The following is a 13,168-nucleotide window of genomic DNA, read 5'->3' on the forward strand; positions in this document are numbered from 1 at the left end:
CACGCCGCCAAGGAAACGTAGCGCCTGCGCGTTCGTCAACCCGAACGGAGTATTCGCAGCATGCATGTCATCGTTTTAGGCGCCGGCGTCACCGGGATCACCACCGCCTGGTATCTGCGCGCGGCCGGCCATGAGGTCACCGTTATCGAACGCCAGCACGCCGCCGGCCTGGAAACCAGTTATGCCAATGGCGGCCAGGTCTCGGTCTCGCATGCCGAGCCCTGGGCCAATCCGGGCGCGCCGCTGAAGGTGCTGAAATGGCTGATGAAGGAGGACGCGCCGCTGCTGTTTCGCCTGCGCGCCGACGCCGCCCAATGGCGCTGGGGCCTGCAGTTCCTGCGCGAATGCACGCCCGGCCGCACGGCACACAACATCCGCAACATCGTCAGCCTGGGCCTGTACAGCCGCGCCAAGCTGCAGGCCCTGCGCCAGGAACTGGGCCTGCAATACGAGCAGCGCAGCCAGGGCATCCTGCACTTCTACACCAGCGAGGCCGAGTTCGAGGCGGCACAGGAGCCCGCGCGCATCATGCGCGAACAGGGTTGTGAGCTCGACATGAAGACGCCCGACGAATGCGTGGCCATCGAGCCGGCGCTGGCGCAATGCCGCGGCAAGCTTGTCGGCGGCAGCATGACGCCCAGCGACGAATCGGGCGATGCCCATGCCTTCACCCAGGCGCTGGCGGCGCGCTGCGCCGCGGCCGGCGTGCGCTTCGAATACGAGACCCGCATCCTTGGCATGGAACAGGGCCCAAAGGGCATGGGAGGCGTGGAGCGCGTCATCGTCGCCAATGCCGCGGGCGTGGTGAGCCGGCGCAGCGCCGACCGCTTTGTGCTCTGCATGGGCGCCTTCAGCCGCCAGCTGGCGCGCGAGCTGGGCGTCTCGCTCAACATCTATCCCGCCAAGGGCTACTCGGTCACCCTGCCGGTGATCGCGCCGGCACACAGCTACCAGGTCTCGCTCACCGACGACGAGTACAAGCTGGTGTTCTCGCGCCTGGGCGATCGCCTGCGCATCGCCGGCACGGCCGAGCTGAACGGCTACAGCACCGAGCTCAATCTGGCGCGCTGCGAGGCCATCGTGCGGCGCACGCGCGAGCTCTTCCCGCAGATGAGCGATGGCCAGGGTGCCCAGTTCTGGACCGGCCTGCGCCCGGCCACGCCCTCCAACCTGCCCTATCTCGGCGCGAGCAAGGTGGCCGGCCTTTATCTCAACACGGGCCATGGCACGCTGGGCTGGACCCATGCCTGCGGCTCCGGCGCGGCCATTGCCGACATCGTCAGCGGCCGGCGGCCGGCGCTGGATTTTTCCTTCACCGCCGCCACCGCCATCACGCCGCGGCGCCGGCAAGCGGTGGCTGCCTGACAACAATGTGGCGGCTTTGATCAGCCCTCTTGCCGCCGGGCACCGCATCCTCTACGCTGGGGCCATCCCAGAAGGAGGATGCCATGTCCCCGAGCCCAGCCATGCACAAGGACGGAGGCGCGCTGGCCTCCGACAGCCCCAACGGTAGTCGAGTGGGCGCCGGGGGGCCACCGGCCCAGGCCGAGATCGCCAAGATCCGGACCCTGGCCCTGGTAGGTCCCGCCGGCGCGGGCAAGACCAGCCTGATCGAGGCGCTCTTGCATCACTGCGGCGTCATCACGGCGCCGGGCTCGGTGGAAAAGGGCAACACGGTGAGCGACCACGATGCGCTTGAAAAGCGCATGCAGCATTCGCTCTATGCCTCGCTGGTGCATATGCCCTACCAGGGCCTGCGCATCCACGCCATCGACACCCCCGGTGCCCCCGACTTCGTGGGCCTGGCGCTGCCGGCGCTGGAGGCGGTGGAGAGCGCGGTGCTGGTGATCAATGCGCAGAACGGCATCGAGCTGATGGCCTCGCGCATGATGGAAGCGGCGGCGCAGCGCGGCCTCACGCGCATGATCGTGGTGAACAAGATCGACGCCCCCGGCGTCAATCTGCCGGCACTGCTGGAACAGCTGCAGGCCGCCTTCGGGCGCGAATGCCTGCCACTCAATCTGCCGGCCGGCGGCGGCACCCGCATCGTCGACTGCTTCTTCAACCGCGAAGGCGAATCGGACTTTGGATCGGTGGAAGCCGCGCACCGCGCCCTGGTGGAGCAAGTGGTGGAGGTGGACGGCGCCTTTGTCGATCGCTATCTGAACGAGGGCGACGTGGACGCCAGCGAGCTGCACGCGCCGCTGGAGCAGGCGCTGCGCGAGGGCCATCTGATCCCGGTGTGCTTCACCGCGGCGAAGTCCGACCTCGGCATCAGCGAACTGCTGGATGTGGTGGCCAAGCTCATGCCCAACCCCTTCGAGGCCAATCCGCCCAAGTTTCTGGAGGGCGAGGGCGCCGACGCCAAGCCGCTGCGGGCCGAGCCCGATGCCGGCAAGCATGTGATCGCCCATGTCTTCAAGATCAATGCCGACCCCTATCTGGGCAAAATGGGCGTGCTGCGCGTGCACCAGGGCACGCTGACACGCAACAGCCAGCTCTTCGTGGGCCATGCGCGCAAGCCCTTCCGCGTCTCGCACCTCTTTATGCTGCAGGGCAAGGAGCATGTGGAGGTGGACCAGGCGATCCCGGGCGATCTGGTGGCGATCGCCAAGGTCGAGGAACTGCACTTCGACGCGGTGCTGCACGACGCGCAGGAAGACGAGCACATCCACCTCGCGCCGCTGGACTTCCCCACCCCCGTGCACGGCCTGGCCATCAGCCCCTCGCGCCATGGCGACGAGCAGCGCCTGTGGGAAATCCTCAGCCGCCTGGTGGATGAAGACCCCTGCCTGAAGGTCGAGCATGTGGGCCTCACCAACGAGACCCTGGTCTATGGTCTGGGCGAGCTGCATCTGCGCATGCTCTTGGACCGGCTGCGCGACAACTACAAGTTCGAGGTCAAGACGCAGCCGCCGCGCATCGCCTACCGCGAGACCGTCTCGGCCCCGGCCGAGGGCCATTTCCGCCACAAGAAGCAGAGCGGCGGCGCCGGCCAGTTCGGCGAGGTCTATCTGCGCATCGAGCCGCTGGAGCGCGGCGCCGGTTTCGAGTTCCGCGACGAGGTCAAGGGCGGCACCATCCCCGGCCAGTTCATGCCGGCGGTGGAAAAGGGCGTGCGCCAAGCCCTGGCCAGCGGCGTGGTGGCCGGCTATCCGCTGGTGGATCTGCGCGTGGTGGTGTTCGATGGCAAGCACCACAGCGTGGACTCCAAGGAGGTGGCCTTCGTGACCGCCGGCCGCAAGGCCCTGATCGCCGCGGTGCAGGAGGCCCGCCCGCTGGTGCTGGAGCCCATCGTGCATGTGGAGATCGTCACGCCGGAAAGCTCGATGGGCGACATCACCGGCGATCTGGCGGCGCGCCGCGGCCAGGTTAACGGCACGCGCAGCGCCGTGCCGGGCATGATCACGGTGCAGGGCCTGGCACCGCTGGCCGAGCTCTCCAGCTACCAGAGCCGGCTCAATGCCATGACCAGCGGCCAGGGACGCTACAGCCTGGCGCTCTCGCATTACGAGGCGGTGCCGCCCAATACCCAGGCGCAACTGATGGCGGCGTTCAAGGTCAGCGACGAGGAATAGTCGCCACTATCTTGCTCACCCCGGATAAAGGGGTGAAGCCGGCTTTATCATACGCAGATGTGTTCCGCTGCCCGGGACGTCGCCCAGATCCGCTTGGACAACGCGATGCTCCTGTTTGAAGAGTTCGTCGCCGCCACCGTCAAACACGCCGATGCCGCCGCCCTGCGCGGTCTGGAGCGGCGTTTCGCGGAGCGCTTGCAGATCCAGCCCAGCTATTGGAGCCAAATCAAGGGCCGCTCGCGCCAGATCGGCGAGCGCCTGGCGCGCCAGTTCGAGCTCTTGTGCCACAAGCCGCAGGGCTGGATGGACCAGGAGCATGGTGCCCATGGCAAGACCCCGGCGGCCGGCCCGGCCCCACAGGACAGCACGCCCAGCGTTCCACAGGACGACGACGAGCGCTTCATCGTCGGCCTGGTGTTGACCTACTACCGTCGCCATCCGCAGCGCGCGCGCACGCGTCTGCTGGACCTGCTGGGCGAGGTGCTGACACCCGAGCCCGCACCACTCGGTGCGTCCGCCAAGCCGGCGGCTGCGCCGACCTTCAAAGCCGCCCCGGCGCCCAGCCCGGCCGACGAACTGGACGCCTGGCGCCGCCTGCAGCAAGGCATCGCGCCACTCAAGCCCAAAAAGCGCTGATAACGCTGACCCCTAGTTTGTTTATCAAATCCGATAAATAACACTTGCGCAAGATAATCAATCGTTTATCATTTGCGCAAGTCGCGGATGGTTCACCGCGGCGAGGCCCTCTTTCCATTGACGCCTTGACCGGGTGCCGCTCGCCAGAGCTCACCATGCCGCCTGCAGGTCCGAACCAGCCTGCCGTGCCCCGCATGTGCCGCAGCTCCGCGCGACGCTAGCACCCAAACCGAACTCAGCGCCAGGCTGAGTGCTCGCCTTCCTTTTGACGCAGTCGGTCCGTCCGGCCGCTGCCTTTGGCATCGCCTTGTGTTCCCTTTAGACGCTGCAGCGCCGCAGTGGCGCCGCCGCATTGCCCAGGAGTTTTGCACCCATGACCCAGTTCACCTCACCGCGCCCCATGAGCCTGCGACTGAACAAGCCGCGCAATCCCATCGTCGCGCCCAGCCTGCTGCGCCAGGCCGGACGCCATGCGCTAGGCAATCAGCGCCAGGCCCAGCGCCGCGATCTGCACAAGCAGCTGCTGCAACTCGCCCCCAGCGACGGCAGCCCCTGAATTCACCGGCAAGCCTCTGAAGAAGGCTGGTCGGTTTGGAGACCCACCATGAGATTGACCGAATTGCGCGGCCCTCAAGATGCCGCCCAGAGTTTTGATGCCTGGCGCCAGCGCCTCGCCCCCCTGCTGCAATGGAGCCGCGCCGCATGGCAGCTCAGCGCAAGCCGGCTGGCCCGTTGGAAAGCCGCCTATAGCGAGCCCGAACTGGACCTGTACGCCGACGCCGCAGCGCCCGAAGGCGCCCTGGTGGTGCCGCTTCTACCCAAGGACCCGAGCGCCCGACTGCGCAGCGAAAAAAAGACGCGGAGGCAGCATGGTCGCGGATTGGCGTGAGCCCACCACCCGGCTGCTGCTGCGTGGCAGCGCAATGCTGACCCGCACCGCGCTGCGCCTGGCGCAGGTGCGGCCGAGGCCGGAACGCAGCATTGTGGAGTTCCATGCCGAGCGCGGCGCCGAGGGTGGCACCTTGTTTGTGAACGGCCAGCGCGTTGGCATGCTCACCGGCGTGCGCAGACTGTGACGGATGTCGCCTGAGTCCGGGCGCTCCGACGCCCGGACTCAAGCCGGCGAGCGGGCTGTCGATATACGATCAACGCAAACCTCGCGATGTCGCGGGCGCGCTTGCCACCTCATATCGACATGCCGCTGCCATGAACTACGCGCCGCTCACCCAGCCCCTGCCGGACCTGGCTCGTTGGACCGCGCATTTCCGCGGCGAGGAAATCCCCGTGCTGGCCAGCACCGCGGAGCAGCTGGAGTTCTGGCGCGCCAACGAGGACGATGTGGACGCCAACAGCCTTGGCGAGGAGATTGCCTGCGATCCCCTCATGACGCTGAAAGTGCTGGCCTACGCCTCGGCGCATCGCTCAGCACGCCTGCTGGCCGATGCCGAGACCGTCACCGCAGCCCTGGTGCTGATGGGCATCACGCCCTTCTTCAACGCCTTCGGCCCGCAGCCCACGGTGGAGCAGCGCCTGGCCGACCGACCCGACGCGATGGCGGGCCTGCAGCGCGTGCTCAGGCGCGCCGAGCGTGCCGCGCGCTTTGCCTTGGGCTTTGCCGTGCACCGCACCGATCCGGATGCGGCGGTGATACACAGCGCCGCGCTCCTGCATGACTTCGCCGAGATGCTCATGTGGTGCTATGCGCCCGACCTGGCATTGGAGATCCAGCAGCGCCAGCGCCTCGACCCCACCCTGCGCAGCGCGGTGGCTCAGCGTGCCGTGCTGAACATCGAGCTGGGCGATCTGGAACAGGCGCTGATGCAGGCCTGGCGCCTGCCCGAGTTGCTGGCCCATATCACCGACGACAAGCGCGGCAATGATCCGCAGGTGCAATGCGCCAAGTTGGCGGTGCGCCTGGCCCGCCATACCTCCGAGAGCTGGGAGAACCCCGCCGTGCCCGACGATCTGCGCGAGATCGGCAGCCTGCTCAATCTCGGTCCCGAGCACACACTCAAGCTGCTGCAGGAACTCGACGGCGAACTATGATCCTGCGCCATGGCAGGCCCCACCCTCGAGTTTTGGCAGCAGCGCTTTGAATCCGGGCAGACGCCCTGGGATCGCGGCGCCGCACATCCCCAATTGCTGCAATGGCTGGCCGAAGACCGCTGGCAGGCTGGTCAGTCACTGCTGGTGCCCGGTTGCGGCCGCGGCCACGAGTTGCTGGCCCTGGCCGAGGCGGGCATCAGCGCCATCGGGCTGGACTTTGCCCCCGCAGCGGTGACGCTGGCCCGCGCGGCCCTCGCTGCAAACGGGCTTGCCGGCCGCGTGGAGCAGGCCGATGTGCTGCTGTGGCAGCCGCAAGCCCCGGTCGATGCCGTCTACGAGCAGACCTGCTTGTGCGCCCTGCATCCCGACCATTGGCAAGGCTACGCGGCGCAACTGCGGCAATGGATCAAGCCGGGCGGGCGGCTGTTCGCGCTCTTCATGCAGGCCCGGCGCGACAGCGCGGCGCAGGGCGTGGTGGAAGGCCCTCCCTATCACTGCGACATCAACGCGATGCGCGCGTTGTTCCCGCAGGCACTGTGGGATTGGCCGGCACCACCCTATGCGGCGGTGGCCCATGGGCAGGGCTGGCAGGAGCTGGCGGTGGTGCTGACGCGCCGCCCCGATTGAGCCGAACGGCCGGGTTCAAACCGGCACGGCGGTGGTGTTCTTCAGGCGGTCCAGCACAAAGCTGGTCTTGCAATCCTGCACGCTGGGGTGCTTGAGCAGGGTCTCGGTGATGAAGCGGGAGTAGTGCTGCATGTCCTGCACCAACACGCGCAGCAGATAGTCCATCTCGCCGGTGAGGGCCGCGCATTCCACCACCTCGGGCCAGGTCTGTACCGCGACGCGGAACAGGTCCATGGGGTTGCGCTTGTGGCTCTCGGTGTGCTTTTCCAGGCGCACATTGATATAGGCCGTCAGCCCGAGGCCGACATGCTCGGGGCTCACCAGGGCCACGTAGGCCGCGATCACGCCCGCCTCTTCGAGCCGCCGCACGCGCCGCAGCACCGCCGAGGCCGACAGATTCACCTGCGCCGCGAGGGCGTCATAGGTCACGCGCCCGTCAAGCTGCAACGCCCTCAAAATGCGCTTATCAATGGCATCGAGCTGGGTTTCCTTGTCCATTTCTGCATTCTTGCAGTTTTCATGCGCGCCAAAACAAAAGTCGCGCGCCGATCGCATGAATCCTGCAGGCCCCTGGACCTACAGTCTTGATCCATCGCAAGACATCCTCTGCAGGAGACAACATGGCATTCACTCCCTGGGACAACCCAATGGGCACCGACGGCTTCGAGTTCATCGAGTTTGCCGCGCCCGATCCGGCCGCGCTGGGCAAGCTGTTCGAAACCATGGGCTTCACCGCCGTAGCCAAGCACCGCCATAAGAACGTGACCCTGTACCGCCAGGGCGAGGTGAACTTCATCATCAATGCCGAGGGCGACTCGTTTGCCCAGCGCTTCGCGCGCCTGCATGGCCCGTCGATCTGCGCCATCGCCTTCCGCGTCAAGGACGCCGCCTTCGCCTACCAGCGCGCGCTGGAACTCGGCGCCTGGGGCTTTGACAACAAGGCCGGCCCGATGGAGCTGAACATCCCGGCCATCAAGGGCATTGGCGATTCGCTGATCTATTTCGTCGACCGCTGGCAGGGCAAGAACGACGCGCCCGCCGGCGCGATCGGCAACATCAGCATCTACGACGTGGACTTCGTGCCCCTGCTGGACGCCGAGGGCAAGCCGGTGCCAGCCAAGCCGGTGGGGCATGGCCTGACCTATATCGACCACCTGACGCACAACGTGTTCCGTGGCCGCATGAAGGAATGGGCCGAGTTCTACGAGCGTTTCTTCAATTTCCGCGAGGTGCGCTACTTCGACATCGAGGGGAAGCTGACCGGTCTGAAGTCCAAGGCCATGACCAGCCCCTGCGGCAAGATCCGCATCCCCATCAACGAAAGCAGCGACGACAAGAGCCAGATCGCCGAGTACCTGGACCTCTACCATGGCGAAGGCATCCAGCATGTGGCGCTGGGCACCGACAACATCTACGCCACGGTCGAGGGCATGAAGGCGACCGGTGTGGTGTTCCAGGACACTATCGCCACCTACTACGACCTGGTGAACAAGCGCCTGCCCCAGCATGGCGAGAACCTTGAGGAGCTCAAGCGCCTGCGCATCCTGATCGACGGCGCCACGCACGAGGGTGCGCCGCACGAGCTGCTGCTGCAGATCTTCACCAAGGAAGTGATCGGGCCGATCTTCTTCGAACTGATCCAGCGCAAGGGCAACGAGGGCTTTGGCGAGGGCAACTTCAAGGCACTGTTCGAGAGCATCGAGCTCGACCAGATCCGCCGTGGCGTGCTGAAGGCAGACGAGCCCGTCTAAGCGCCGGCGATCCGCGCTCGCCGCGAAACGCCTTGAGCCCTGCGCTCAAGGCGTTTTTTCGTCCTGCAGCAGGGCCATCACGGCGGCACGCAGGTCCGCGTCAAAAACCAGGCTCAGGTGACCGCAGGCCTGCACGTGATGGTTGCGCGCGCCCGGCAAGGCTGCGGTGCCGGCCGGGCAGACGATCTGGTCGGCGTGGCTGAAGAAGCAATCGAAGCGCTGATGGTGCTGCGCCTGTTCCAGCTGCGCCAACGTCGCCAGCCACGGCGAGCCGCGGCGCATCTGCCTGGCATTGGCCGCCGACGAGAAGCGCGCCATCAGCGTGCCCGCATGCGGCGAGCCGAGTGTGACGACGCGGTGCACGCGGCTGCCATCGTGCCCCACATGGCGCCACCAGGCACGCGCCGCCAGCCCGCCCATGCTGTGCGCCACGATGATGGGCGCCGGGCCGCCGCAGGCCTCAAGCCGCCGCAGCGCCGCGTCGATGGCCGGCACATAGGCATCGATGCTGCCGAACGCTGGCTCCAGCGTAAGCGCCATGAAGGGCTGGCCAAGCGCCCGCAATTGGCGCATCCAGGGATTCCAGAGCCCGCGGTTGCAGGTGAAGCCGTGCAGCAGCAGCACGCCGCGCTGCGCGCTTTGCGTGGGCAGATGGTCGGGCTCGGCATGTTCGAAAAAGGGCTGTTGCCAGCTGAACACGCGCTCCAGCGCGTCGCATTCGCGCCACCAGGCGGCAATGGTCTGCCAGCGCCCCAGGCGCGGCACGCCAACTGCAAGCGGCAAGCTGCGCAGCCAGAAGAACACCGGCAGCAGCGCGATCTGTTGCAACGAGAGGACCGCAAGGGCCAGACCGAAGCCCTGCCACAAGCCCCAGCGCGACAGGCCCCAGGCGAATGCCGCCGCCGCGAGCAAGAGGCGCAAGCCCAGATGCAGGCGTTGCCAGCGCGCATTCACTCCTGCCATCTCGACGCCCTCCTCTAAGCTGTGAGCCAGTGTAGGTCTCCGGCAGCGGCACAATTTGAGTCCAGACTCTGAAGGTGGTCCATGCAAGCCGAGATCCTGGGTTTCCTGCAGCTAGTGGAGGCGGAGCGCCGGCGCCGCGCGGTCGACCCTGCCCTTGAGGCCCGGGTGCAGGCCGTCAAGAGCTATCAACAGGCGCGCTTTTCGCGCAGCTATGCCGACCTGCTGTCCAGCACACGTTACGCCGGCGCCGCGCGCTTCTTTCTGGAGGAGCTCTACGGCCCGGGCGATTTCAGCGAGCGCGATGCGCAGTTCGCGCGCGTGGTGCCGGCGCTGACGCGGCTGTTCCCCGACGAGGTGGTGAGGACGGTGCGCCTGCTCGCCGAACTGCACGCCATCTCGGAGCAACTGGACAGCGCGATGGCGGGACGACTGGCCGCACCCCTGCTCTCGGCCCAGGGCTATGTGAGGGCCTGGCAGGCGGTGGGTCAGCCGCGCTACCGCCAGCAGCAGATCGACCTCACCATGGCGATCGGCGCGGCCCTCGATGGTTACACGCGCAAGCCGCTGCTGCGCCAGGCTTTGCGCATGATGCGGGGCCCCGCCAGCGCGGCCGGCCTCTCGGCCCTGCAGCATTTCCTTGAGACCGGCTTCGACACCTTCAAGGCCATGAAGGGCTCGGGCGAGTTCCTGGCCTGCGTGCGCAAGCGCGAAGAGGCGTTTGCGCGGGCCTTGTTCACTGCCGACGTGGGCGCGCTCGAACCATCTCGCTGTCCCACAGGTGACGATCCACTAGGGCAACTCCCCTAGCTGCGCAGGGGCCGCAACACTGACCATCGGATCTCGCCGCCGACTACAGCACGAGGAGACATGGCCGCAGTACTCGCAGACAAGCCCTGGTTGAAAAGCTACCCCGAGGGCGTTCCGGCGGAGATCCACACCGACACCTACCGTTCACTGGTGCAGTTGCTGGAAGAAGCCTTCCGCAAGCATGCCAAGCGCGACGCAGCCGCCTGCATGGAGCAGCGCCTGAGCTTTGGCGAGGTGGACGAGATGTCGCAGGCGCTGGCCGCCTGGCTGCAGGGCAAGGGGCTGGCGCGCGGCGCGCGCGTCGCCATCATGATGCCCAATGTGCTGCAGTACATGGTCGCCATCGCCGCCATCCTGCGCGCCGGCTATGTGGTGGTGAACGTCAATCCGCTCTACACGCCGCGGGAACTGGAGCACCAGCTGAAGGACTCGGGGGCCGAAGCCATCATCGTGCTGGAGAACTTTGCCGCCACGCTGGAAGAGGCGATTGCCCACACCGATATCAAGCATGTGGTGCTGGCCTCGCTGGGCGACCTGCTGGGCTGGTGGCGCGGCCCGCTGATCAATTTCGCGGTGCGCCATGTGCGCAAGATGGTGCCGGAGTTCCGCCTGCCCACCGGCGCGGGCCACAGCGTCACGCGTTTCAACAAGGCGCTCGGCGAGGGCCGTGGCATGCGCATGAAGCCGGTGGAAGTCGGCCCCGACGACGTGGCCTTCCTGCAGTACACCGGCGGCACCACCGGGATCTCCAAGGGCGCCACGCTGCTGCATCGCAATGTGGTGGCCAACATCCTGCAAAGCGAGGCCTGGTTCGGGCCCATGCTGGCACGCATCGGCAACAAGCAGCTCACCACCGTTTGCGCCCTGCCCCTGTATCACATCTTCGCGCTCACGGCCTGCTACATGCTGGGCGCGCGGCTGGGCATGATGAACCTGCTGATCCCGAATCCGCGCGACATCCCCGGCTTCATCGCGACGCTGCAGCAGTACCGCGTCAATATGTTCCCGGCGGTCAACACGCTCTTCAACGCCTTGGCCAACGAGCCCGCGTTCGCGCGCCTGGATTTCAGCGAGCTGGTGATCTCCAACGGCGGCGGCATGGCGGTGCAACAGGCCACGGCGGAGAAGTGGCTCAACATCACGGGCTGCCCCGTGGTGGAGGGCTACGGCCTGTCGGAAACCGCCCCGGTCGCCACCATCAACCGGCTCGACCTGCACGACTTCAATGGTTCGATCGGCCTGCCCGTGCCCAGCACCGAGATCGCGATCCGCGACGACGCCGGGCAGGATCTGCCACAGGGCGAGCGTGGCGAAATCTGCATTCGTGGCCCGCAGGTGATGGCGGGCTACTGGAACCGCCCGGACGAGACCGCCAACGTCATGTATGCGGACGGCTTCTTCAAGAGCGGCGACATCGGCGTGATGGACGCCGCTGGCTTCATCCGCATAGTCGACCGCAAGAAGGACATGATCCTGGTCTCCGGCTTCAACGTGTATCCCACCGAGATCGAGCAGGTCGTCAACATGCATCCCGGCGTGCTGGAATGCGCCGCCGTGGGCATCCCGGATGCGCGCTCGGGCGAGACCGTCAAGCTCTATGTCGTAAAGAGCGACCCCGCGCTGGCGGAGGAAGACCTCAGCGCCTTCTGCCACGACCAGCTCACCGCCTACAAACGCCCCAAATACATCGAGTTCCGCGACGAGCTGCCCAAGAGCAACGTCGGCAAGATACTGCGGCGCGAATTGCGCAGCTGACGATGGCGGCCGCGCACGCCTTGCTACCGCCACAAGTACGCGTGCTAGAGCGGGGCTGGCTGTCGTCCAACGCTATCCTGCTCTTGGGCGACCCAAGCGCCGGGCCCATCCTGATCGACACCGGCTACGCCAGCCACGCCCAGCAGACGCTGGCGCTGGTCGCCGAGGCGATTGCCGGTGAAGCGCGCGGCCTGAGCCGCATCATCAACACCCATCTGCATTCCGATCACTGCGGCGGCAACGCGGCTCTGATGGCTGCCTATGGCTGCCCGGCCTGGATCCCGCCCGGCCACTACCAGGCGGCGCTGGATTGGGACGAGGCGCAACTAAGTTATCTCCCCACCGGCCAGCAATGCCCCCGCTTCACGCCCACGGCCATGCTGGAGCCCGGCGCCCTGATCGAGCACGCAGGGCTGCGCTGGCAGGTCCATGCGGCACCCGGACATGACCCGCATTCACTGCTTCTGTTCGAGCAGCATTCGCGCACCCTTGTTTCGGCCGACGCCTTGTGGGAGCACGGCTTTGGCATCGTCTTCCCGGAAATCGAGGGCGAGGGTGCCTTCGACGAAGTGGACGCCACCTTGACGCTGATCGATGAGTTGAATCCCCGCGTCGTGATACCCGGCCATGGCGCCGTCTTCGACAGCGTGAGTGCGGCCCTGAGCGAGGCCCGCTCGAAGCTCGCCTATTTCCGCAAGGAGCCGGCCCGGCATGCCAAGCACGCATCCAAGGCCTTGATCATGTTCCATATGCTGGAAGTGCGCGTGCAGTCTCGTCCCGATCTGCTGGCCTGGTTGCGAGAAACCCCGATCCAGCGCCTGATGTGGGAGCGCTATTTCTCCGAGCAACAGATGCAGGCGTGGTGCGACCGCATGATTGCCGAGCTGCTGGCGGGCGGCGTATTGATCATGGATGAGCAGCAGCGGCTGTCGATCGCCTGATCGCAATTGCGGCCCCCGAAGGCAAAAACCCTCCGACTCATAAGAGGCGGAGGGTTTGCTTTGA

At 66.6% G+C, this 13,168-nt stretch carries 14 protein-coding genes; 12 read left to right on the forward strand and 2 right to left on the reverse strand.

Annotated features, from left to right (window positions below):
* Positions 1-60: 60 nt before the first annotated feature.
* The 8 genes from WG898_RS09795 to WG898_RS09830 all read left to right on the forward strand — a co-directional run bounded on the left by WG898_RS09795 (position 61) and on the right by WG898_RS09830 (position 6,887).
* Complete coding sequence (locus WG898_RS09795) at positions 61-1,365, forward strand: D-amino acid dehydrogenase (RefSeq protein WP_339602589.1); 1,305 nt, start codon at positions 61-63, stop codon at positions 1,363-1,365.
* An 83-nt stretch (positions 1,366-1,448) separates the two neighbouring features.
* Positions 1,449-3,578, forward strand: a complete 2,130-nt coding sequence (gene fusA / locus WG898_RS09800) for an elongation factor G (protein WP_339602590.1) — start codon at positions 1,449-1,451, stop codon at positions 3,576-3,578.
* A gap of 105 nt (positions 3,579-3,683) precedes the next feature.
* Entirely contained in the window at positions 3,684-4,214 is a 531-nt protein-coding gene (locus WG898_RS09805) for a hypothetical protein (RefSeq protein ID WP_339602591.1), read from the forward strand.
* A 373-nt stretch (positions 4,215-4,587) separates the two neighbouring features.
* Positions 4,588-4,770, forward strand: a complete 183-nt coding sequence (locus WG898_RS09810; protein WP_339602592.1) for a hypothetical protein — start codon at positions 4,588-4,590, stop codon at positions 4,768-4,770.
* 48 nt (positions 4,771-4,818) lie between these two features.
* Positions 4,819-5,103, forward strand: a complete 285-nt coding sequence (locus tag WG898_RS09815) for a hypothetical protein (RefSeq protein WP_339602593.1) — start codon at positions 4,819-4,821, stop codon at positions 5,101-5,103.
* Positions 5,084-5,290, forward strand: a complete 207-nt coding sequence (locus WG898_RS09820; RefSeq protein WP_339602594.1) for a hypothetical protein — start codon at positions 5,084-5,086, stop codon at positions 5,288-5,290. The genes WG898_RS09815 and WG898_RS09820 overlap by 20 nt, the downstream gene beginning before the upstream one ends.
* Positions 5,291-5,420: 130 nt before the next feature.
* Positions 5,421-6,260: an HDOD domain-containing protein gene (locus WG898_RS09825; protein ID WP_339602595.1), complete on the forward strand. Its 840-nt coding sequence runs from the start codon at positions 5,421-5,423 to the stop codon at positions 6,258-6,260.
* A 9-nt stretch (positions 6,261-6,269) separates the two neighbouring features.
* Complete coding sequence (locus WG898_RS09830) at positions 6,270-6,887, forward strand: methyltransferase domain-containing protein (protein WP_339602596.1); 618 nt, start codon at positions 6,270-6,272, stop codon at positions 6,885-6,887.
* 15 nt (positions 6,888-6,902) lie between these two features.
* Here WG898_RS09830 and WG898_RS09835 read toward each other — a convergent pair whose 3' ends face one another.
* A complete protein-coding gene (locus WG898_RS09835; protein WP_339602597.1) occupies positions 6,903-7,385 on the reverse strand; it encodes an Lrp/AsnC family transcriptional regulator in 483 nt (160 codons plus the stop codon).
* Between the two features lie 122 nt (positions 7,386-7,507).
* Between WG898_RS09835 and hppD the strand changes: the two genes are divergently transcribed.
* Positions 7,508-8,638 (forward strand): 4-hydroxyphenylpyruvate dioxygenase, encoded by a 1,131-nt coding sequence (gene hppD, locus WG898_RS09840; RefSeq protein ID WP_339602598.1) that lies wholly within the window; start codon positions 7,508-7,510, stop codon positions 8,636-8,638.
* Positions 8,639-8,683: 45 nt separating this feature from the next.
* Here hppD and WG898_RS09845 read toward each other — a convergent pair whose 3' ends face one another.
* Positions 8,684-9,601 (reverse strand): esterase/lipase family protein, encoded by a 918-nt coding sequence (locus WG898_RS09845; protein ID WP_339602599.1) that lies wholly within the window; start codon positions 9,599-9,601, stop codon positions 8,684-8,686.
* Positions 9,602-9,682: 81 nt separating this feature from the next.
* Between WG898_RS09845 and WG898_RS09850 the strand changes: the two genes are divergently transcribed.
* From WG898_RS09850 to WG898_RS09860, 3 genes are read left to right on the forward strand one after another with little or no spacing between them, the layout of a single operon-like run.
* Positions 9,683-10,408, forward strand: a complete 726-nt coding sequence (locus tag WG898_RS09850) for a DUF8198 family protein (protein WP_339602600.1) — start codon at positions 9,683-9,685, stop codon at positions 10,406-10,408.
* 60 nt (positions 10,409-10,468) lie between these two features.
* A complete protein-coding gene (locus WG898_RS09855) occupies positions 10,469-12,163 on the forward strand; it encodes a long-chain-fatty-acid--CoA ligase (RefSeq protein WP_339602601.1) in 1,695 nt (564 codons plus the stop codon).
* Between the two features lie 2 nt (positions 12,164-12,165).
* Positions 12,166-13,104, forward strand: a complete 939-nt coding sequence (locus WG898_RS09860; RefSeq protein ID WP_339602602.1) for an MBL fold metallo-hydrolase — start codon at positions 12,166-12,168, stop codon at positions 13,102-13,104.
* Positions 13,105-13,168: the final 64 nt, after the last annotated feature.

The organism is Paucibacter soli, assembly GCF_037482845.1.
Lineage (GTDB): Bacteria > Pseudomonadota > Gammaproteobacteria > Burkholderiales > Burkholderiaceae_C > Paucibacter_B > Paucibacter_B soli.

Coding starts and splice junctions, on each gene's coding strand:
- WG898_RS09855 (WP_339602601.1), top strand. CDS start 10,469: ATGGCCGCAGTACTCGCAGACAAGCCCTGGTTGAAAAGCTACCCCGAG.
- WG898_RS09810 (WP_339602592.1), top strand. CDS start 4,588: ATGACCCAGTTCACCTCACCGCGCCCCATGAGCCTGCGACTGAACAAG.
- WG898_RS09850 (WP_339602600.1), top strand. CDS start 9,683: ATGCAAGCCGAGATCCTGGGTTTCCTGCAGCTAGTGGAGGCGGAGCGC.
- WG898_RS09805 (WP_339602591.1), top strand. CDS start 3,684: ATGCTCCTGTTTGAAGAGTTCGTCGCCGCCACCGTCAAACACGCCGAT.
- WG898_RS09830 (WP_339602596.1), top strand. CDS start 6,270: ATGGCAGGCCCCACCCTCGAGTTTTGGCAGCAGCGCTTTGAATCCGGG.
- WG898_RS09835 (WP_339602597.1), bottom strand. CDS start 7,385: ATGGACAAGGAAACCCAGCTCGATGCCATTGATAAGCGCATTTTGAGG.
- WG898_RS09815 (WP_339602593.1), top strand. CDS start 4,819: ATGAGATTGACCGAATTGCGCGGCCCTCAAGATGCCGCCCAGAGTTTT.
- WG898_RS09820 (WP_339602594.1), top strand. CDS start 5,084: ATGGTCGCGGATTGGCGTGAGCCCACCACCCGGCTGCTGCTGCGTGGC.
- fusA (WP_339602590.1), top strand. CDS start 1,449: ATGTCCCCGAGCCCAGCCATGCACAAGGACGGAGGCGCGCTGGCCTCC.
- WG898_RS09795 (WP_339602589.1), top strand. CDS start 61: ATGCATGTCATCGTTTTAGGCGCCGGCGTCACCGGGATCACCACCGCC.
- WG898_RS09860 (WP_339602602.1), top strand. CDS start 12,166: ATGGCGGCCGCGCACGCCTTGCTACCGCCACAAGTACGCGTGCTAGAG.
- hppD (WP_339602598.1), top strand. CDS start 7,508: ATGGCATTCACTCCCTGGGACAACCCAATGGGCACCGACGGCTTCGAG.
- WG898_RS09845 (WP_339602599.1), bottom strand. CDS start 9,601: ATGGCAGGAGTGAATGCGCGCTGGCAACGCCTGCATCTGGGCTTGCGC.
- WG898_RS09825 (WP_339602595.1), top strand. CDS start 5,421: ATGAACTACGCGCCGCTCACCCAGCCCCTGCCGGACCTGGCTCGTTGG.